The 19,528-nt window shown below is 66.5% G+C and carries 17 protein-coding genes and 1 tRNA gene; 14 read left to right on the top strand and 4 right to left on the bottom strand.

The genetic code is table 11. The annotated features are described in order from the left end of the window. Window position 1 precedes the first annotated feature (1 nt). From rplU to cgtA, 3 genes are all read left to right on the top strand, one after another. Entirely contained in the window at window positions 2–310 is a 309-nt protein-coding gene (rplU, locus tag AC5YGJ_RS00925) for a 50S ribosomal protein L21 (protein WP_005408557.1), read from the top strand. A gap of 18 nt (window positions 311–328) precedes the next feature. Further along, window positions 329–592 (top strand): 50S ribosomal protein L27, encoded by a 264-nt coding sequence (rpmA, locus tag AC5YGJ_RS00920; RefSeq protein WP_005415704.1) that lies wholly within the window; start codon window positions 329–331, stop codon window positions 590–592. A gap of 193 nt (window positions 593–785) precedes the next feature. Next, window positions 786–1,838, top strand: a complete 1,053-nt coding sequence (cgtA, locus tag AC5YGJ_RS00915; protein ID WP_496185461.1) for an Obg family GTPase CgtA — start codon at window positions 786–788, stop codon at window positions 1,836–1,838. A gap of 165 nt (window positions 1,839–2,003) precedes the next feature. On the opposite strand, the gene rpsT is transcribed toward cgtA, so the two are convergent. Further along, complete coding sequence (gene rpsT, locus AC5YGJ_RS00910; protein WP_005408560.1) at window positions 2,004–2,273, bottom strand: 30S ribosomal protein S20; 270 nt, start codon at window positions 2,271–2,273, stop codon at window positions 2,004–2,006. Window positions 2,274–2,390: 117 nt separating this feature from the next. Here rpsT and murJ point away from each other — a divergent pair, with 117 nt between their 5' ends. The 7 genes from murJ to AC5YGJ_RS00875 all read left to right on the top strand — a co-directional run bounded on the left by murJ (window position 2,391) and on the right by AC5YGJ_RS00875 (window position 12,145). Then, window positions 2,391–3,995: a murein biosynthesis integral membrane protein MurJ gene (gene murJ, locus AC5YGJ_RS00905; protein ID WP_249844896.1), complete on the top strand. Its 1,605-nt coding sequence runs from the start codon at window positions 2,391–2,393 to the stop codon at window positions 3,993–3,995. 75 nt (window positions 3,996–4,070) lie between these two features. Beyond that, window positions 4,071–5,018: a bifunctional riboflavin kinase/FAD synthetase gene (locus AC5YGJ_RS00900; RefSeq protein WP_496185460.1), complete on the top strand. Its 948-nt coding sequence runs from the start codon at window positions 4,071–4,073 to the stop codon at window positions 5,016–5,018. Continuing rightward, entirely contained in the window at window positions 5,015–7,846 is a 2,832-nt protein-coding gene (gene ileS / locus AC5YGJ_RS00895) for an isoleucine--tRNA ligase (RefSeq protein ID WP_496185459.1), read from the top strand. Before AC5YGJ_RS00900 ends, ileS begins: the two co-directional genes overlap by 4 nt. Next, entirely contained in the window at window positions 7,846–8,370 is a 525-nt protein-coding gene (gene lspA, locus AC5YGJ_RS00890) for a signal peptidase II (RefSeq protein ID WP_496185458.1), read from the top strand. The genes ileS and lspA overlap by 1 nt, the downstream gene beginning before the upstream one ends. Window positions 8,371–8,397: 27 nt before the next feature. Next, complete coding sequence (ispH, locus tag AC5YGJ_RS00885; RefSeq protein ID WP_496185457.1) at window positions 8,398–9,348, top strand: 4-hydroxy-3-methylbut-2-enyl diphosphate reductase; 951 nt, start codon at window positions 8,398–8,400, stop codon at window positions 9,346–9,348. A 227-nt stretch (window positions 9,349–9,575) separates the two neighbouring features. Then, window positions 9,576–11,459, top strand: coding sequence for a M61 family metallopeptidase (locus tag AC5YGJ_RS00880; protein ID WP_309337184.1), 1,884 nt, complete (start codon window positions 9,576–9,578; stop codon window positions 11,457–11,459). Further along, window positions 11,456–12,145: a lysoplasmalogenase gene (locus tag AC5YGJ_RS00875; protein WP_496185456.1), complete on the top strand. Its 690-nt coding sequence runs from the start codon at window positions 11,456–11,458 to the stop codon at window positions 12,143–12,145. The genes AC5YGJ_RS00880 and AC5YGJ_RS00875 overlap by 4 nt, the downstream gene beginning before the upstream one ends. A 54-nt stretch (window positions 12,146–12,199) precedes the next feature. On the opposite strand, the gene AC5YGJ_RS00870 is transcribed toward AC5YGJ_RS00875, so the two are convergent. The 3 genes from AC5YGJ_RS00870 to AC5YGJ_RS00860 are packed head-to-tail and all read right to left on the bottom strand — an operon-like array spanning window position 12,200 to window position 16,499. Then, a complete protein-coding gene (locus AC5YGJ_RS00870; protein ID WP_496185455.1) occupies window positions 12,200–14,989 on the bottom strand; it encodes a TonB-dependent receptor plug domain-containing protein in 2,790 nt (929 codons plus the stop codon). Between the two features lie 11 nt (window positions 14,990–15,000). Further along, window positions 15,001–15,969 (bottom strand): FecR family protein, encoded by a 969-nt coding sequence (locus AC5YGJ_RS00865; protein WP_496185454.1) that lies wholly within the window; start codon window positions 15,967–15,969, stop codon window positions 15,001–15,003. Continuing rightward, on the bottom strand, window positions 15,966–16,499 hold the full coding sequence (locus AC5YGJ_RS00860; RefSeq protein ID WP_107230223.1) for an RNA polymerase sigma factor: 534 nt from the start codon (window positions 16,497–16,499) through the stop codon (window positions 15,966–15,968). Before AC5YGJ_RS00860 ends, AC5YGJ_RS00865 begins: the two co-directional genes overlap by 4 nt. Window positions 16,500–16,790: 291 nt before the next feature. Here AC5YGJ_RS00860 and AC5YGJ_RS00855 point away from each other — a divergent pair, with 291 nt between their 5' ends. The 4 genes from AC5YGJ_RS00855 to AC5YGJ_RS00840 all read left to right on the top strand — a co-directional run bounded on the left by AC5YGJ_RS00855 (window position 16,791) and on the right by AC5YGJ_RS00840 (window position 19,511). Then, window positions 16,791–17,795: a 2-hydroxyacid dehydrogenase gene (locus AC5YGJ_RS00855; RefSeq protein ID WP_496185453.1), complete on the top strand. Its 1,005-nt coding sequence runs from the start codon at window positions 16,791–16,793 to the stop codon at window positions 17,793–17,795. Window positions 17,796–17,845: 50 nt separating this feature from the next. Then, a tRNA-Thr gene (locus AC5YGJ_RS00850) sits at window positions 17,846–17,921 on the top strand. A gap of 249 nt (window positions 17,922–18,170) precedes the next feature. Further along, window positions 18,171–19,151 carry an RHS repeat-associated core domain-containing protein gene (locus AC5YGJ_RS00845; RefSeq protein WP_496185452.1) on the top strand — a complete coding sequence of 327 codons (981 nt, stop codon included), beginning with the start codon at window positions 18,171–18,173 and terminating at the stop codon, window positions 19,149–19,151. After that, the gene (locus tag AC5YGJ_RS00840) at window positions 19,152–19,511 is read left to right on the top strand and encodes an energy transducer TonB (RefSeq protein ID WP_496185451.1); all 360 of its coding nucleotides are present in this window, start codon (window positions 19,152–19,154) and stop codon (window positions 19,509–19,511) included. It begins immediately after the preceding gene. Window positions 19,512–19,528 lie beyond the last annotated feature (17 nt).

Raw genomic sequence — 19,528 nt, 5'->3', positions numbered from 1 at the left:
CATGTACGCAGTACTGGTCACCGGCGGTAAGCAATACCGCGTGGCGCAGGGCGAAAAGCTCCGCATTGAAAAGCTCGAAGTCGAAGTCGGCAGCGAGATCAAGTTTGACAACATCCTGATGCTGGGTGACAGCGACGGCGTGAAGCTGGGCGATGCGCTGAAGGGCGCTGCCGTCACCGCCAAGGTCCTGTCCCAGGGTCGTGCTGACAAGGTCCGGATCATCAAGTTCCGTCGCCGCAAGCACCACATGAAGCGTCAGGGTCACCGTCAGTACTACACCGAAATCGAGATCACCGGCATCGCCGGCTAAGTATCAGGAGAAGCAGTCATGGCACATAAAAAGGGCGTAGGCTCCTCGCGCAACGGTCGCGACTCCAACCCGAAGTACCTGGGCGTCAAGATCTTCGGCGGCCAGGCCATCGAAGCCGGCAACATCATCGTGCGTCAGCGCGGCACCCAGTTCCACCCGGGTTCCGGCGTTGGCCTGGGCCGTGACCACACCCTGTTCGCCCTGGTGGACGGCAAGGTGGAGTTCTCGGTCAAGGGCGCCAAGAAGCGCCGCACCGTCAGCATCGTCTCGGCCGACGCCTGATCCAGGCATCGCCGGCACCCGTGCTACGGCAGGGTAGTGCTGGATGAAGAGCACGTTGCATGGAGGGCCCCGCTTCGGCGGGGCTTTTCGTTAGAGTGAACGCAAGACCGGCTGTGCCGGGTTGCCGGCCCGCGGCCGGCATGACATTCAAGGCGGCGGCCCGCAGGCTGCGCCCATCGCAGGCATCGAAACAATGAAACTGGTAGACGAAGCAGAAATCGAAGTGTTCGCCGGCAACGGCGGCAACGGCTGCATTGGCTTCCGTCGCGAGAAGTTCATTCCGCTCGGCGGCCCGGACGGCGGCGACGGCGGTGCCGGCGGCAGCGTGTACATCCGCGCCGACGAGAACCTGAACACCCTGGTCGACTTCCGCCATGACCGCATCTTCAAGGCGCAGCGCGGCGAGAACGGTATGGGCCGCCAGGCCTATGGCAAGGGCGGCGAAGACCTGACCATCACCGTGCCGGTAGGTACCGTGGTGATCAACGTCGCCACCGATGAAGTCATCGGCGACCTGACCCAGCACGGCGATCGCCTGCTGGTGGCCAAGGGTGGCCGTGGTGGCCTGGGCAACATGCACTTCAAGAGCTCGACCAACCGCTCGCCGCGCCAGGCGCTGCCGGGCGAGCCGGGCGAAGAGCGCACCCTGAAGCTGGAACTGAAGCTGCTGGCCGACGTCGGCCTGCTGGGCTTCCCCAACGCTGGCAAGAGCACCCTGATCCGTGCCGTTTCGGCGGCGACGCCGAAGGTGGCCGATTACCCGTTCACCACGCTGTACCCGAACCTGGGTGTGGTGAAGGTGGAGAATTACCGCAGCTTCGTGATCGCCGATATTCCCGGCCTGATCGAAGGCGCGGCAGATGGCGCCGGCCTCGGTGCGCAGTTCCTGCGTCACCTGCAGCGCACCCGCCTGCTGCTGCACCTGGTGGACATTTCACCGATGGAAGGTGGCGTGGACGGCATTTCGCCGGTGGAGCAGGTGCGTGCGATCGAGCGCGAGCTGGAGAAGCACGACCCGGAGCTGCTGGAAAAGCCGCGCTGGCTGGTGCTGAACAAGGCCGACCTGATGTTCGAGGACGAGGCCAAGGCCGCGGCGGAGCAGATCGTCGCCGAGCTGGGCTGGAAGGAGCCGTGGTTCCTGGTTTCCGCGCTGGGCCGCGAAGGTACCTTCCCGATCATGAGCCGGATCATGGCCTTCTTCGATCGCCAGAAGGAAGACGAGCTGGAAGCCCGCAACGCGCAGTGAATGCCGTTGTGGTTCCATGCGGAAAACCCGGCTTCGGCCGGGTTTTTTGTTGGTAGTGCCGGCCGCTGGCTGGCAATCCCGGTAAACTGCAGGCAACAAAAAACCCGGCCGGGGCCGGGCTTTTGTCTGCTGCCCAACCCCGAAGGGCAGGGCGGCAACGCCGGATCAGGCGGCCTTGAGGGCCTTGATGCGGTCGTTCAGGCGGCTCTTATGACGAGCAGCCTTGTTCTTGTGGATCAGGCCACGCGCGCTGAAGCGATCCAGGATCGGCTGGGCAACGGCGAAGGCGGCTTCGGCGCCGGCGGCATCGTTGGCGTCCAGCGCCTTGATCACTTTCTTGACAGCGGTGCGCAGCATCGAGCGCTGAGCCACGTTGCGCGCGTTGCGCACGACGGTCTGCTTGGCGCGCTTCTTGGCGGACTTGATATTGGCCACGGTGGTGGTTTCCTGAAAAAATCGGTGTTATGGGAACAGCAAGCTAGCTAGTATGATGGCGTAAGAAATGCACGTCAAGTCGATTGTCAAGAGGGACGCTGAGTGAGTTCACCCAAGTTGTTGCGGGGCCTGCTGTCGTTCAGCAGCATGACCATGGTCTCGCGCGTTCTCGGACTTGTCCGGGACTTCGTGGTGACCACCACGTTCGGCACCAACGCCATCACTGATGCTTTCTGGGTCGCGTTCAGGGTACCCAATTTCCTGCGCCGTTTGTTCGCTGAGGGCTCCTTCGCCACCGCTTTCGTGCCGGTGTTCACGGAAGTGAAGGAGACCCGCAGTCACGCCGAGCTGCGTGAACTGATGGCCCGCACCGCCGGCACCCTGGGCGGGGTGTTGATGCTGGTCACCGCGCTGGCGCTGATCTTCGCGCCGCAGCTGGCCTCGGTGTTCTCCAGTGGTGTTGATACCGACCCGGTCAAGCAGGGCCTGCTGGTAGACCTTTTCCGCCTGACCTTCCCGTTCCTGCTGTTTGTCTCGCTGACCGCACTGGCCGGTGGCGCGCTGAACAGCTTCCAGCGCTTCGCGATGCCGGCGCTGACCCCGGTCATCCTCAACCTGTGCATGATCGCCGGTGCGCTGTGGCTGGCGCCGCGGCTGGGCGGCACTCCGGAGAAGCAGATCCTGGCGCTGGGCTGGGCGGTGCTGGCCGCGGGCATCCTGCAGCTGCTGTTCCAGCTGCCGTCGCTGAAGGGCATCAACCTGCTGACCCTGCCGCGCTGGGGCTGGAGCCATCCGGGCGTGCGCAAGGTGATGACACTGATGGTGCCGACCCTTTTCGGTTCGTCGGTGGCGCAGATCAACCTGCTGCTGGACACGGTCATCGCGGCCAAGCTGACTGACGGCTCGCAGTCCTGGCTGTCGCTGGCCGATCGCTTCCTGGAGCTGCCGCTGGGCGTGTTCGGGGTGGCGCTGGGCACGGTGATCCTGCCAGCACTGGCCCGTCACCATGTCAGCACCGACCGCGAAGGCTTCTCGCGCTCGCTGGACTGGGGCCTGCGCATGACCCTGCTGATCTCGGTGCCGGCGATGCTGGGCCTGCTGCTGCTGGCCGAGCCGCTGATCGCGACGATCTTCCAGCACGGCCAGTTCAGCGCCTTCGATACCCGCATGACGGCGCTGTCGGTGTACGGCCTGAGCTTCGGCCTGCCGGCGTTCGCGCTGCTGAAGGTGGTGCTGCCGGCCTTCTACGCCCGCCAGGACACCAAGACCCCGGTACGCGCCGGCGTCGCCGCGCTGGTGGCCAACATGGTGTTCAACTTCGCTCTGCTGGCGGTGCTGTACCAGGTGATGGTGCCGGACGAGTTGAAGGCGCAGGGGGTGATGGCGGCCATCGGCAAACAGCCGGGCCTGCACCTGGCGCTGGGCATCGCCAGCGCGCTGTCCAGTTACCTGAACCTCGGCCTGCTCTGGTACTGGCTGGGCAAGACCGATGTCTACCAGCGCCGACCGGGCTGGGGCGGCTACCTGGGCCGCCTGCTGCTGGCCTGCGTGGCGATGGTTGCCGCGCTGCTGGCCCTGCTGCACTGGCTGCCGGCCTTCTCGGCGATGGGCGTGTGGGAGCGGATCGGCAGCCTGTCGCTGCTGGTCGGCGGTGGCGGTGCCACCTACGCGGTGGCCATGCTGGCGCTGGGCTTCCGCCCGCGCGACCTGCGCGGGCATTGATCACCGCTTGTGGCGGCTATACTTCAGGGTTACACCATTGAAGCGGCGGCCCCGGGTGGGCCGGAACGAGAGTTGATGAGCAGGCTGTTCAGAAGCGTCGAGGGCGGGGAGCTGTTCCCCAACGGAAGCGTGGTCTGTATCGGTGCATTCGACGGCCTCCATCTGGGGCATCGTGCGCTGGTCCGCCACGCGGTCGCCCGCGCGCGCGCCTTGGGCGTGGCCGCGGTGGCGGTGGCCTTCGAGCCGTTGCCGCGTGAATTCTTCGCCAAGGGCACGCCGCCGCCGCGGTTGACCCTGGCGCGCAGCAAGGTCGAGATCCTGCGCGAACTCGGCGTCGATGCGATCGGCCTGCTGCGCTTCGACGCGGCGATGGCAGCGATGCCGGCCGAGACCTTCGTGCGCCAGCTGCTGGTGCACCGGCTGGGCGCGCGTGAAGTGTGGATCGGGCCGGAGTTCTGCTTCGGCAACCGCCGCCGTGGCGATCTGGCCCTGCTGCAGGCGATGGGCGCCGAACTCGGCTTCACCGCGGGCGAGATCGAAGCGGTGGACCTGCATGGCGAGCGCATCTCCAGCACCCGCATCCGCCAGCTGCTGCAGGAGGGCGATTTCGCCCGCGCCAACGACCTGCTCGGCCGCCCCTACGCGATCAGCGGGCGGGTGGTGCGCGGGCGCCAGCTCGGCCGTACGCTGGGCTTCCCCACCGCCAACCTGCGCTTCCCGAAGACCCCGGCACTGTCGGGCATCTACGCGACTTGGGTGCACGGGGTGTTCGATCAGCCGTGGCCGTCGGTCTCCAGCTTCGGCACGCGGCCGACAGTGGACGGCGTGGAGCCGCTGCTGGAAGCGCACCTGTTCGACTTCCAGGGTGACCTGTACGGCCGCCACATCGACGTGGAGTTCGTCGCCAAGCTGCGCGACGAAGAGAAATTCAATGATCTGGCGGCGCTGACCGACCAGATGCACCGCGACGCCGAACAGGCGCGCGCCATCCTTTCCGAACATAGATTGCGAGCCACTGCGTGAGCCAGGACTACAAGACCACCCTGAACCTGCCAGCCACCGAATTCCCGATGCGCGGCGACCTGCCCAAGCGCGAGCCGGGCATTCTGGCGCAGTGGGAAGCGCAGGGGCTCTACCAGCAGCTGCGCGACAACGCCGCCGGCCGCCCGCTGTTCGTGCTGCATGACGGCCCGCCGTACGCCAACGGCCGCATCCACCTCGGCCACGCGGTCAACAAGATCCTGAAGGACATCATCGTCAAGTCGCGCTACCTGGCCGGCTTCGATGCGCCCTACGTGCCGGGCTGGGACTGCCATGGCCTGCCGATCGAGATCGCGGTCGAAAAGAAGTGGGGCAAGGTCGGCACCAAGCTCGACGCCGTTGAATTCCGGCAGAAGTGCCGCGAGTTCGCCGAAGAGCAGATCAACATCCAGCGCGTGGACTTCAAGCGCCTGGGCGTGACCGGCGACTGGGACAACCCGTACAAGACCCTGAGCTTCGACTTCGAGGCCAACGAGATCCGCGCGCTGGCCAAGGTCGTGGCCAATGGCCACCTGGTGCGTGGCGCCAAGCCGGTGTACTGGTGCTTCGACTGTGGCTCGGCGCTGGCCGAAGCCGAGATCGAGTACCAGGAAAAGGAATCGCCGGCGATCGACGTGGCCTACGCCGCGCGTGATGCGCAGGCCATCGGCCAGGCGTTCGGCGTGAGCGTGCCGGCCGACGTTGAAGTGGCCGTGCCGATCTGGACCACTACGCCGTGGACGCTGCCGGCCTCGCTGGCGGTGTCGCTGGGTGCGGAGATCAACTACGTGCTGGCCGAAGGCCCGGCGCACAACGGCAAGCGCCGCTGGCTGGTGCTCGCCGCCGCGCTGGCCGAGCGCGCACTGCAGCGCTACGGCGTTGAGAGCGTGGTGCTGCATGGTGAAATCGCCGGCGCCGCGTTGGAAAACCAGCTGCTGGCGCATCCGTTCTACCCCGAGCGCGAGATCCTGGTGCTCAACGGAGACCACGTCTCCGACGAGGACGGTACCGGTGCGGTGCACACCGCCCCCGGCCACGGCCAGGAAGACTTCGTGGTCAGCCAGAAGTACGGCCTGCTGGACAAGTACAACGCCGGTCAGGTGACCCCGATCGATGGCCGTGGCGTGTACCTGGAATCGACCCCGCCGGCCGGTGACGTAGTGCTGGCCGGCCAGCACCTGTGGAAGGCGCAGGAAGCCATCGTCGGCGTGCTGCGCGACAACGGTGCGCTGCTGGCCTTCCATCCGATCCGCCACAGCTACCCGCATTGCTGGCGCCACAAGACGCCGGTGGTGTTCCGCGCCACCCCGCAGTGGTTCATCTCGATGGACAAGGCCCACCTGCGCCGCGATGCGCTGGCGGCCATCGACACCGTCGGCTGGTTCCCGAGCTGGGGCAAGGCGCGCATCCAGAGCATGGTCGACGGTCGCCCGGACTGGACCATCTCGCGCCAGCGCACCTGGGGCGTGCCGATCGCCCTGTTCACCCATCGCCAGACCGGCGAGATCCACCCGCGTTCGGTGGAGCTGATGCAGCAGGTCGCCGATCGCGTCCAAGCCGAGGGCATCGACGTGTGGTACTCGCTGGACGCTGCAGAGCTGCTGGGCGCTGAAGCGGCCGACTACGAGAAGGTCACCGACATCCTCGACGTGTGGTTCGATTCGGGCGTCACCCATGAAGGCGTGCTCGCGGCGCGTGGCTTCGGCAAGCCGGCCGACCTGTACCTGGAAGGTTCCGACCAGCATCGCGGCTGGTTCCAGTCCTCGCTGCTGACCGGCGTGGCGATCGACAAGCGCGCGCCGTACAAGCAGTGCCTGACCCACGGCTTCACCGTGGACGAGCACGGCCGCAAGATGTCCAAGTCGCTGGGCAACGGCATCGAACCGCAGGACATCATGAACAAGCTGGGCGCGGACATCCTGCGCCTGTGGATCGCCTCGGCCGACTACAGCAACGAGATGTCGCTGTCGCAGGAGATCCTCAAGCGCAACGCCGACGCCTACCGTCGCCTGCGCAACACCGCACGCTTCCTGCTCGGCAACCTGGACGGTTTCGATCCGGCCCAGCACCTGCGCCCGCTCGACCAGATGGTCGCGCTGGACCGCTGGATCGTGCATCGCGCCTGGGAGCTGCAGGAGAAGATCAAGGCGGCCTACGACGGCTACAACATGGCCGAGATCGTGCAGCTGCTGCTGAACTTCTGCAGCGTCGACCTGGGTTCGCTGTACCTGGACGTGACCAAGGACCGCCTGTACACGATGCCGACCGATTCGCACGGTCGCCGTTCGGCACAGAGTGCGATGTACCACATCGCCGAAGCGTTCACCCGCTGGGTCGCGCCGATCCTGACCTTCACCGCCGACGAGCTGTGGGGCTACCTGCCGGGCGAACGCGCCGGCCACGTGCTGTTCACCACCTGGTACGACGGCCTGGCGCCGCTGCCGGCCGATGCCCAGCTCAACGCGGCTGACTTCGACCAGCTGCTGGCTGTGCGCGAGCAGGTGGCCAAGGTGCTTGAGCCGATGCGTGCCAACGGCGCGATCGGTGCCGCGCTGGAAGCGGAAATCACCCTCGCCGCCAGCGAAGCGCAGGCCGCCAGGTGGCAGCCGCTGGCCGATGAGCTGCGCTTCCTGTTCATCAGCGGCGACGTGCAGGTGCGCCCGGCGACCACCGACGAGGTGTTCGTCAGCGCGCAGCCGACCAGCAAGGCCAAGTGCGTGCGCTGCTGGCACCACCGCGCCGATGTCGGCAGCAACGCCGATCACCCCGAACTGTGCGGCCGCTGCGTGAGCAACATCACCGGCGCCGGCGAACTGCGGAGCTGGTTCTGATGGCCGCGCCCCGTCCGCATCCCAATGCCCTGGTCTGGCTGCTGCTGTCGGTGGTCATCATCGGCCTGGACCAGTGGTCCAAGGCCTGGGTCCTGTCGAGCCTGCCGGAGTTCCAGCCGGTGGTGGTCATCGAGGGCTTCTGGAACTGGTACCGCACCTACAACACCGGTGCGGCGTTCAGTTTCCTGAGCGACGCCGGTGGCTGGCAGAAGTACTTCTTCACCGCGTTGGCGATCGCCATCAGCGGCCTGATGGCCTGGTGGCTGCGCGGCACTGCCCGTGGCAACTGGAAGGCCGCGGTGCCGTATGCGCTGATCATCGGCGGTGCCATCGGCAACGTGATCGACCGCCAGGTGCACGGCCACGTGGTCGATTTCATCCAGTGGTACGTGGGCAGCTATACCTGGCCCTCGTTCAACATCGCCGATTCGGCCATCGTGGTCGGTGCCATCGGCATCGCCCTGTTTGGCCTGTTCGACGGCAAGTCCGCCAAAAAGGCGGATAATGCCAACCCGAAACCGTAAGCCGGCCGCCGCCGGGAGACTGAACTGATGGATGTGCTGCTCGCCAACCCGCGTGGTTTCTGTGCCGGTGTCGATCGTGCGATCGAGATCGTCAAGCGCGCGATCGAAACGCTGGGCGCGCCCATCTATGTCCGCCATGAAGTGGTGCACAACCGCTTCGTGGTCGATGACCTGAAGCAGCGCGGTGCGATCTTCGTCGAGGAACTGGACGAAGTGCCGGACAACAACACGGTCATCTTCAGCGCGCACGGCGTGTCCCAGGCCGTGCGCCAGGAAGCCGAGCGCCGTGGTCTGAAGGTGTTCGACGCCACCTGCCCGCTGGTGACCAAGGTCCACTTCGAGGTTGCCCGCCACTGCCGTGCCGGCCGTGACGTGGTGCTGATCGGCCACGCCGGTCACCCGGAAGTGGAAGGCACCATGGGCCAGTGGAACCGCGAAGCGGGTACCGGCCAGATCTATCTGGTCGAGGACGTCGAGCAGGTAGCCACGCTGCAGATCAACCAGCCGGAAAACTTCGCCTACACCACCCAGACCACGCTGTCGGTGGATGACACGCGCGGCATCATCGATGCGCTGCGCGAGCGTTTCCCGGAAATGCAGGGCCCGAAGAACGACGACATCTGCTACGCCACGCAGAACCGCCAGGATGCCGTGCGCGACCTGGCCAAGCGCTGCGACCTGGTGCTGGTGGTGGGTTCGCCGAACAGCTCCAATTCCAACCGACTGAGTGAACTGGCCCGCCGTGAAGGCGTGGAGTCGTACCTGATCGACGGTGCGCACGAGATCGACCCGCGCTGGGTGGAAGGCAAGCAGCACATCGGTGTGACCGCCGGTGCCTCGGCGCCGCAGGTGCTGGTTGATGGCGTGCTGGCGCGGCTGGCCGAGCTGGGTGCCAGCGGCGTGTCCGAGCTGGATGGCGAGCCGGAATCGATGGTGTTTGCACTGCCGAAGGAACTGCGCCTGCGCCTGGTCGACTGACCGGGCCTGACTCTGCTGGGTGCGAACCCGCACAAGGTGGGTGCGGACCTTGGTTCGCACTGCTTTTGCATGCACCCCATCCACGCACGGCGTGGATCTACCGCTCACGGCCTTGTTGCCGGGTTTGTCGCTTCTGGTGGGGTTAGGACGCCCATGACCTTTGGCCATGGGGCAGGGCACTCTACAGGCCTAGCATCGGAGGATTCTCCGTTGTTGGATGCCGCCCGATGAAGACCCGTGCCTTGGTGATGTCCGTGCTGTTCGCGCTGGGCGCAACGCCCGCACTGGCGCAGACCTCGCCGCCGGCCAACGCCGCCGCCCCCGGCCTGCTGCGCATCGATGTGGACGCGCGCGACCTGGCCCGGCGCATCTTCAAGGTCACCGCGACCGTGCCGGCCAAGCCTGGCCCGATGACGCTGCTGTATCCGCAGTGGATTCCCGGCAACCATTCGCCCACCGGCCCGATCGACAAACTGGCCGGCCTGCGCGTCACCGCCAACGGCAGGCCGCTGGCCTGGCAACGAGATCAGTTCAACGTCTACGCATTCAAGGTGGAGGTGCCCGAAGGCGTGAGCGAGATCGTCGCCCACTTCGATTTCCTGTCCTCGCAGGGCGGCAGCCAGGGCCGGGTGGTAATGACCCCGGAAATGCTCAACCTGCAGTGGAACGCCAACTCGCTGTATCCGGCCGGTGTCGATGCACGCCAGTTGCAGGCGCAGGCCAGCGTGACCCTGCCCAAGGGCTGGTCGTTCGCCACCGCACTGGAAACCGCGCGCCGCGACGGCGACACCGTGGTGTTCAAGCCGATTTCCTATGACCACCTGGTCGACTCACCGCTGTTCGCCGGCGAGCACTACCAGCGTATCGATCTCGACCCGGGTGCGAAGGTGCCGGTGCACCTCAACGTGTTCGCCGACGAGGCCAGGTCGCTGAAGCCGACCGACGCGCAGATCACGATGCACCGCGCGCTGGTGCAGCAGGCCGACAAGCTCTACGGTGCGCGTCACTACAACCACTATGAATTCCTGCTGGCGCTGACCGACCGCCTCGGCGGCATCGGCCTGGAGCACCACCGTTCCAGCGAGAACAGTGCCGATCCGGGCTACTTCACCGAGTGGGATGCCAACGCCTGGATGCGTGACCTGCTGCCGCACGAGTACACCCATTCCTGGAACGGCAAGTACCGTCGTGGCGCCGATCTGGCCACCGCCAACTTCAACGTGCCGATGGGCGACAGCCTGCTGTGGGTGTACGAAGGGCAGACCCAGTTCTGGGGCCAGGTGCTCGCAGCGCGCTCGGGTCTGTGGTCCACCGCGCAGGCGCGCGACATGCTGGCCAATGTGGCCGCCACCTATGACCGCGGCCGTCCCGGCCTGGCCTGGCGTCCGCTGCAGGACACCACCAACGACCCGACCATCGCCCAGCGCCGCACGTTGCCGTACCGCAACTACCAGATGAGCGAGGACTACTATTCCGGCGGGCAGATGCTGTGGCTGGAAGTGGAGGGCAAGCTGCGCGAGCTGAGCGGCAACCGCCGCAGCCTGGATGACTTCGCGCGCGCGTTCTTCGGCATCGGTAATGGCGATTGGGACGTCAACCCGTACACCTTCGACGACGTGGTAGCGACCTTGAACGGCATCGCTCCGTATGACTGGGCGACCTTCCTGCGCGGCCGACTGGACGGGCATGGTTCGCTGACCGGCGGCCTGGCGCTGGCCGGCTGGACGCTGGTCTACCGCGATACCCCGAACGAGGCCTACAAGGCGCAGGAGAAGCGCGCCAAGGCGGCATTGCTGGCCTACTCGCTGGGCGCGACTGTGCTCGACAGCGGCACGGTCGGCGATGTGATCTGGGACAGCCCGGCGTTCAACGCAGGGTTGGCCCCGGGCATGAAGGTGATCGCCGTCGGCGGCCGCGAGTACAGCAGCCAGCGGCTGAAGGATGCGGTCGCGGCCGCGGCAAAGGACAAGGCGCCGATCGTGCTGCTGGTGAAGCAGTTCGACCGCATCGAGACAATGAACATCGACTACCACGGTGGCCTGCAGTACCCGGTGCTGGAGCGCATTGCCGGCAAGCCTGACCGTCTGGCCGAGCTGTGGAAGGCACGATGAAACCGCGCGTGCGCGACGGCGTGATCCTGCTGATGGCGGTCCTCGCCATCGTTGGCGGGTTCCTGCACGGCGATGGGCGCTGGCTGCACTGGTTGACCAAGCCGGCGACGACGCTGCTGATCGCGGCCATCGTCTGGCAGGCGCGCGATTCCGCGCGGCCGCTCTACCGGCGCGCGGTGCTGGCCGGCATGCTGTTGTCGTGCCTGGGCGACATCGCGCTGATGTTGCCGGTGGATGCGTTCGTGCCGGGCCTGATTGCCTTCCTGCTGGCGCACCTGTGCTACATCACCGCCTTCCGCGAGGGCCTGCGCGCGGGCCGTGGGCTGCTCGCCGCCACCCTGTTGCTGGGCGCATTCGCCGTGCTCAACGTGATGGGCCTGTGGCCGCACCTGCCGGCGCCGATGCGTATTCCGGTGCTGGCCTATGTGGTGGTGCTGGCATCGATGGCGGTGCTGGCCCTGGCACGGCAGTGGCGCCGACCGCAGCCTGATGCGGTGGAAGCGTGCAGTGCGCGTTGGGCCGCGGCCGGCGCGCTGCTGTTCGTGGCCAGCGATTCCCTGCTGGCCTGGGACCGCTTCGGCGGCGGCCTGCCGTTGGCCAGCCTGCTGGTGCTGTCCACCTACTATGCCGCGCAGTACGCGATCGCCCGCTCGGTGAAACAGCAAAAAGGGGACGGAGGGGATTAAGTCGTATCCGGCATCCATGGCAGAAACGACTTAATCCCCTCCGTCCCCATTTTCTCAGCGGAACTGCAGGGTCAGCAGGACGTAGCGGCCGAGGGGATCATCCAGCCCCGGCATCTGCCCACCGTTGCCGACCAGGTAGTTCACTGGTTGTGCGTCCAGCACGTTGTGCACATCCACGGCCGCGACGATCCGAGGGCCGAGCCGGCGTGCCAGGTGCAGGTTCCAGCGTAGCTGCCGGGGGTTCATGCAGTGGTTCAGTTCGCGCTGGTCGTCCGGGCATTCCGCGCCGGGCAGCCAGGCGCGCGTTCGCCCCACCTGGTTGCCGCGCAGGGCGACATCCCAGTTGCTGTTCTGCCATTGCACGTTGAGTACGGCGGCCGTCGTCGGGGTGACGTGGCCGCGTAGGTCCACCGCCGCGTCCTGGCCGCGGTCGCGGCGAAGCGCTTGTTGCTTCAGTGCATCCAGCGAGAACAGCCACTGGCCGTTGCCACCGGCATCAATGCGGTACTCGCCGCGCATCACCCAGTTGCGTGAGGTGGTGCGGCCGATGTTGTCGAAGGACAGGCGCAGGCTGCGCAGGTGGCCGTCCTCATCCAGTTCCCAGGTGCTGCTGTTCCATACCGCATCGGCCGGTTGCAGGGCCAGGATCTCGTTGCGCAGCTCGACGATGTTGTGGGTCAGCGACAGCGAGACCGTTTCGGTGGGCGTCCACGATGCGGCCAGCGAATGGCTGCGTGATCGCTCCGGCTTCAATGCATCGTTCTCGAACACCTCGGCGGTGACACTGCAGCGGCCACCGCCGGCGAGCTGTGCGCATTCGGGCAGGGCACTGGATGCGGGCAGCTCGATTGAACCGAAGTAACCGGGCGGTCGGCGCTGCTCGAACAGGCTGGGGGCTCGGTAGCCGCGTCCGCTGGCCAGCAGGAACGACCAGTGCGCGGTGGGGCTCCAGCGCAGCCCGGCGCGCGGCGAGAACGCACTGTAACCGCCATCGCGATCGGCGCGCGCGGCCAGGTCCATGCGCAGCGTGGGCGCCAGCGGCAGGCCGAGTTCGGCGTAGGCGCCGCCGCTGCGGCGTGACAGTCGCCGCTGTTGCTGCGGCAGCCCCAGCGCCAGGTCGCCCTTGCTCAGCAGCGCGTCGGGATGCGATGTCCAGCGTTCCTGGCGCACATCAACGCCGGTGGCCAGCTGGGCATGCCCCCCGGGCAACGGCATCAGTTCGCGCTGTATGCCCCACCAGCCCTGCCACTGTTCGGTGCGGCCGCGATTGCGGATGGAAGGGAACAGCTGCTGGGCCGCATCCGTGCGCAGCGTGGTGAAGCCGGGCAGGAAGTCGAGCGTTTCGGCCGCCCGCAGCAGTGGCTCGGTACGCACCGTGCCCGACGTGGCCAGCGTGACATCGCTGCGCTGGGCGCTGATGCCGGCGTCCCAGCTGCGCCCACGCTGTTCGCGGCCGAGCCCGAACGCCAGATCCGCATCGGTGGCGCGCACCCGTGGGCGTACATTGCCGGCCTCGCGCAGCACACTGTTGAAGGTGAAACCGTACAGGCCGATCGCCACCGCCGTAGGCCCCAGGTCGAAGCGCTGCCGGTTGTGGCTGGCCCGTGCCTCGGCATAGGCGTAGCGCCCGTCGCCACGCTCATGGCGGTAGCGCAGGTAGGCCGAGGCGGTGTCCGAGGCGGGCTGGATCGAACGCGGGCGTGCGCTGTCGAACCAGCAGCCATCGTCGCGGCGCTGCAGCGGTGCCTCGCAGCTGCGCGCCGGCCAGTAGCGGTTGCCCTGGAATGCGCCGATCAGGTACTGCGAGGTTTCCGCATGCCAGTCGCGGCGATCGCCGGCCACGTGCTCGATGCGGTACAGGTCGACGCCGGCAAACCAACGGTCGCCGCCGTCGCGCACACCGCCGGTGGCCGCCTGCACGCGGTACTGGCCTGCGTCACCGCGGCTGCTCAGACCGGTCTGCAGCATCGCCTCGGGGCCTTCGGCCTGGTCGCGCAGGATGATGTTGACCACGCCGGACATCGCATCGGCGCCATAGATGGCCGAGGCGCCGCCGCGCACCAGTTCGATGCGTTCGACGAAGCTGAGCGGGATGCCGCCCAGGTCGGTGAGGCCGCCCTGTTCCAGCGACACCATCGGATAGCGTGGCAGGCGCCTGCCGTTGACCAGGAACAGCGTGGCGCGCGGCCCCATGCCGTCCAGGCTGGTGGTGGTGGCCGCGCCGACCGGCAGGTACTGCGAATCGCCACTGCGCGAGGTGCTCATCGCCGGGTGACCGTTCATGCCGGGCAGGTGCCGCAGCAGGTCGAACAGGCTGCCGTAGCCGCTGCGCAGGATGTCGTCGCGGTCGATGATGGTCACCGGCAGAGTGGTCTGCACCGACGTGCGTGGCAGCCGGCTGCCAGTGACGTGGATCGGTGCCAGCTCCACCTGCGGCGGTGCATCGGGTGCCTTGCGTGGCGCTGCCAACGCGGGGCGCGTGGCAACCTCGGCTGGCGCTGGCACGGCGGCACGCGTACGGCGCACCACGAATCCGCCGGAGGGGGTACGCAGGATGGTGACCGGCAGGCCGGCGACCAGTTCCTTCAGTGCCGCCGCCACATCGCGTCGGCCGTGGCTGCCACTGCTGCGCAGACCGTCCAGTTCGCGCGCGTCGAACAGCAGCGCGATGCCACTCTGCCGCGCCCACTGCTGCAATGCCGGGGCCAGCGGCCCAGCCGCAACATCGATGTCCAGTGTGCCGGTGGTCTCGGTCGCGGATGCAGGCAATGCGGCGAAGGCGAGTGCGATGCAAAGCAGACTGCGGCGCAGCCCTGCCTGCAGCGTGCCCGGTACTGCCCTCACCGCCGTTCTCCTCAGTAGGTGCGGCGCAGTTCCAGCGCGCCGTCCGGACGCGTCTGGCCAGCCACGGACCACCCCAGTTCCAGCGCCGCCAACAGTTCCTGTGCATCACCGGCGCGGAAGGTACCACTCACCGCCAGGTCGGCGATCTGCGGATCGGCGATCACCAGCGGGGTACGGCCATAACGGTTCATGCGTTCGACCACGATCGACAACGGCGTGCCGTCGAACACCAGCTTGCCGTGCAGCCAGCCTTCGGCGGCGGCGTTGGACGACAGCGCCGGACCCGGCTCGATGCGCCCGGAAGGCGACACCTGCAGCTGCTGGCCCGGCGCCAGGGTGTGCTGGGAGCTGCCATTGCTGACTTCCACCGCGCCCTCCAGCAGCGCCACTTCGACCCGGCCATCGCGCAGGCGCTCGACCTGGAAGGTGGTGCCGATATCGCGGATGGTGCTGTCGCCGGCGCGCAGCTGCAGTGCTTTGCTCGACGGTGCAACCTGCAGCTGCACGCGCCCGCGTTCAAGCACCAGTACGCGGTGTCGCCAGCCGAAGCGGGCACCCAGCGTGGTGCCGGCATCGAGGGTGACCACGCTGCCATCGGCCAGCGTCTGCTGCCGGGGTTGCAGGGAGTCATTGGCATAGCGCAGTGGCGTCGGGTTGCCATCGACGGCCACCATCCAGCCGATGCCGATGGCCAGGCGGAGGCCGGCTGCCGCCGCCATTGCCGGCCACAGCGGGCGCCGCGGCGGGCGCGCCGCGCGGGCTGCCGCCGTGCGCAACCATGGATCGGCCGCCAGCGCCTGGCCGCGCTGGAACAGGCGCTCGGCCTGGACCCAGGCGGTCACATGGGCGGGATTCTCGGCCAGCCAGTCTTCGAACGTCTCGCGCTCATCGGCGGTGCAGTCCGGTGCTTCCAGCCGCGCCACCCAGGCGCTGGCGCACTCGAATAGCCGGGCGTCATCCTTGTGCCGGTTGCCGCTCATTCGTTGTCCCTGTCGTTGTGCAACGGATCCGATCCGAGTTCCTGGCGCAGGCCCTGCAGCGCACGGGCGATATGTTTTTCCACGGTCTTGGCGGTAATTCCACAATGCCGCGCGATCTGGGTATAGCTCATGCCGGTGATGCGGTTGAGCAGATAGACCTCACGAGCGCGCTCGGGCAGCTTGAACAGGGCCTGCCGCAGCAGGGACAGCATCTGTCCGGACTCGGCCTGGCGCAATGGATCGGGCGACGAGCTGGACGGCTCGTTGCTCCCTTCGTGCTCGGCCAGTGACAGGTGTGGCCGCGACTGCGGCGAACGGCCGCGGTCTGCCAGGCGGTTGCGGGCGATACGATACAGCAGCAGGCGCAGTTCGTCGGCGCCGTGCGCACGGTAGCGGATCAACCGTTCCATGCAGTCCTGTGCGATGTCCTCTGCATCGTCCGGTCCGACGCCACGCATGCGCAGGAACGCGCACAACGGCCCGCGTTCTTCCCGTACGAACGCAATGAATGCATCCGCAGGCGCGGACAGGTCCGGCGCGCGATGGAGCAGAGGAGAGGGGGTGGACAGGGCTGGCCTCGGACAACGGTGACGGGGGCACCTTCGAGTTTTACGCGACCGTGACCGGATGGGGAAGAGTGAGATGGGCCATCGCACGGATCGTGAATGAATTCATGCTTGGCGTGGCCATCGACTGGGGGTGTTGGTGCCCAAAGAACGTTATATGTATCGGCGGCAGCCGGCGGCTTGGCCGTGCCAGGGGCGTTCCGCCCTGCCAGCAGCTGCGGTATGGTCGGCGCGGACCTTTGCCCAGACCCTGCCATGCAGATTGCCGTCTTCAGCGCCCGCCCCTATGACCGCCGTTTCCTGGACGAGGCCAACCTGCGCGATGCGGCCGGGCAGGGCTTTACGTTCGTGTACTTCGAGGCCGCGCTGGACGTGCATACCGCTGCGCTTGCGCAGGCGTGCGCCGGCGTCTGCGTGTTCGTCAACGACCGTCTGGATGCGCCGGTGCTGCACGCCCTGCATGCGCACGGCGTACGTGCCGTGCTGCTGCGCTGCGCCGGTTTCAACAACGTGGATCTGGCCGCCGCGAAGGCGCTGGACCTGTTCGTGGCACGGGTGCCTGCCTACTCGCCCGAGGCCGTGGCCGAACATGCGCTGGCGCTGGTGATGACCCTCAACCGCCAGACCCATCGCGCCTACAACCGGGTGCGCGAGGGCAACTTCATGCTCGATGGCCTGCTGGGGCGCACCCTGCATGGGCGCACGGTCGGCATCGTCGGTACCGGCAAGATCGGCCTGGCGACCGCGCGGATCTTCAAGGGCATGGGCTGCACGGTGCTGGGGCATGACCCGTATCCGTCGCCAGCCTTCGCGGGTGTCGTCGAGATGGTTGGATTGGACGAGCTGCTGGCGCGCGCCGACATCGTGTCACTGCATTGCCCGCTGACACCGGACACCCGCCATCTGATCAACGATGCCTCGCTGGCCCGGATGAAACCGGGTGCGATGCTGGTCAACACCTCGCGTGGCGGCCTGGTCGATACCCACGCGGTGATCCGCGCGCTGAAGTCGCGCCGGCTGGGGCATCTGGCCATCGACGTCTACGAACAGGAAAGCGCGCTGTTCTTCCAGGACCTGTCCGGCGAGATCATCGACGACGAAGCCTTCCAGCGCCTGATGAGCTTCCCCAACGTGCTGGTGACCGGCCACCAGGGATTCTTCACCGTGGAGGCGCTGCAGGAGATTTCGGCGATCACCTTGGGCAACCTGGCCGATTTCGCGGCGGGGCGGGCCTGTGCCAACCGGGTGGAGGCGGGCTGAGCCGGGTGGATTGACCGCCGGGGCGCCCAGCCCGTAAAATCGCGGGCTCCGCCGGAATAGCTCAGTTGGTAGAGCGGCGCATTCGTAATGCGTAGGTCGCAGGTTCGACTCCTGTTTCCGGCACCAGTTGCATGAAAAGCCCCGGCCTTGGTCGGGGCTTTTTTTGTGCTCTGGTAGTGCCGGCCGCTGGCCGGCAACCCGTAGTGCCAGCCCACGGCTGGCAGCCCAGGATTTCCGAGCCTAGTGGCCTGCCAATCACGCCGGCTTCCCAGGCGCTTAGCTCGCCGCACCGTTCCTGACATGGCAACCGCAGCCGTTCATTCCTGTGCTATGAATACACAGCCTTGCTTCGAGGCACTTTCAGGGATTGGAAGGATGCGCAGGTTCGGGGGAGCTGCAGGCGGTGTGTGGACCCGCTTCAGGGGATTTGAAGATCGAATTCGGAGGTTGGGAGCATTAGGCACCTGGCTGTGCTGTGCGCTGCTGATTGGCTTGGGTGTGTCGCCCGCCGCAATGGCACAGACGACGGTTACGTACATTCACACTGATGCCTTGGGCTCGGTTGTGGCTGAGAGCGATGCCAGTGGCAACGTGATCAAGCGCTATGACTACGAGCCCTACGGTGCTGTGGTCGGTGGTCAGGTCGCGGATGGACCGGGATATACCGGGCATGTGAGCGACTCGGCCACGGGGCTGAGCTACATGCAGCAGCGCTACTACGATCCGCAGATCGGATTGTTCCTGAGCGTTGATCCGGTCACGGCGTATGAGCAGCCGGTGGGGCAGTTCAACCGGTATAGGTATGCGAACGGGAATCCTTACAGGTTCACGGATCCAGATGGGCGAATCGTCAAGTACGCATTTGAAGGCGGAGCGACGCTGCGTGATGGTGCTGCCGTGCTCAACCATTGGATGAAGTCAGAAACCATCAGCTCTGAACTGAAGCAGATTCTCCTATCCGATGAGACCTACACCATACAGTTCAATCGCAATGGTGATTTTGGATATGATGAGAACAAAAGAATCATCAGCATTGATGTCACCTCTGGACTTCGCATCAAATCCTCCGGGGAGATCCAGTCTCCTGCTCTGGGGGGCGGTCACGAGGTGAGCCATGCTGCCCAGCATGATCGGGTTGGATTGTCCGCTTTCCAGGCTTCGCTTGTTGCGCCACAGTCCAATTCGGAGAGCAACGGCGTGATGCAGATCCGAGTCGGCGTATCTTCGGAAGAGGCGCGGGCTACGGGGGTGGAGACCCGGGCCGCGCGTGAGCTGGGGGAGCCTGCCCGGAAGAGCTACAGCGACACGAACGGCACGGTTAATGTCTGCTCCCCCACCAGCAATCGGGAGTGTTGAATGAACCGCGTTCTGATGCTTGCGTTGGCTTTGTCCAGTGCCTCATGTCGCGCGGGTGAGGAGCTCCCTGGGCCTTGCCAGACGGCAAGCATTCCGGTGGAGTCCATTGCGCCGGTCGTTCCCGCCGCGACTGAGATGCAGGTGCGTGGCTCTGTCGTGGCGACCGTCGTCGTTGAAGAGGATGGGCGGGTGACAAATCCCGTCATCACGCGGTCACAGTTTGAAGCGCTGGACCGGGGGAGGGTCGACAATGCTGCTTATGAGCGCGCAACCTTGGTTGCCGTGGCGAAGTGGCGTTTCCCTCCGGTCCCCTCCCGCTGCACCAGGAAGGTCACATTCGATTTCCAACGTCTGGATTGAATGAGCCCGGTCAACCT

Source organism: Stenotrophomonas sp. CS3K5 (assembly GCF_059515225.1).
Note: the sequence above shows the minus strand (reverse complement) of the source record. Positions and strands in the feature narration are given on the sequence as shown.

Coding starts and splice junctions, on each gene's coding strand:
- rplU (WP_005408557.1), top strand. CDS start 2: ATGTACGCAGTACTGGTCACCGGCGGTAAGCAATACCGCGTGGCGCAG.
- rpmA (WP_005415704.1), top strand. CDS start 329: ATGGCACATAAAAAGGGCGTAGGCTCCTCGCGCAACGGTCGCGACTCC.
- cgtA (WP_496185461.1), top strand. CDS start 786: ATGAAACTGGTAGACGAAGCAGAAATCGAAGTGTTCGCCGGCAACGGC.
- AC5YGJ_RS00900 (WP_496185460.1), top strand. CDS start 4,071: ATGAGCAGGCTGTTCAGAAGCGTCGAGGGCGGGGAGCTGTTCCCCAAC.
- lspA (WP_496185458.1), top strand. CDS start 7,846: ATGGCCGCGCCCCGTCCGCATCCCAATGCCCTGGTCTGGCTGCTGCTG.
- ispH (WP_496185457.1), top strand. CDS start 8,398: ATGGATGTGCTGCTCGCCAACCCGCGTGGTTTCTGTGCCGGTGTCGAT.
- AC5YGJ_RS00880 (WP_309337184.1), top strand. CDS start 9,576: ATGAAGACCCGTGCCTTGGTGATGTCCGTGCTGTTCGCGCTGGGCGCA.
- AC5YGJ_RS00875 (WP_496185456.1), top strand. CDS start 11,456: ATGAAACCGCGCGTGCGCGACGGCGTGATCCTGCTGATGGCGGTCCTC.
- AC5YGJ_RS00865 (WP_496185454.1), bottom strand. CDS start 15,969: ATGAGCGGCAACCGGCACAAGGATGACGCCCGGCTATTCGAGTGCGCC.
- AC5YGJ_RS00855 (WP_496185453.1), top strand. CDS start 16,791: ATGCAGATTGCCGTCTTCAGCGCCCGCCCCTATGACCGCCGTTTCCTG.
- AC5YGJ_RS00845 (WP_496185452.1), top strand. CDS start 18,171: ATGCGCAGGTTCGGGGGAGCTGCAGGCGGTGTGTGGACCCGCTTCAGG.
- AC5YGJ_RS00840 (WP_496185451.1), top strand. CDS start 19,152: ATGAACCGCGTTCTGATGCTTGCGTTGGCTTTGTCCAGTGCCTCATGT.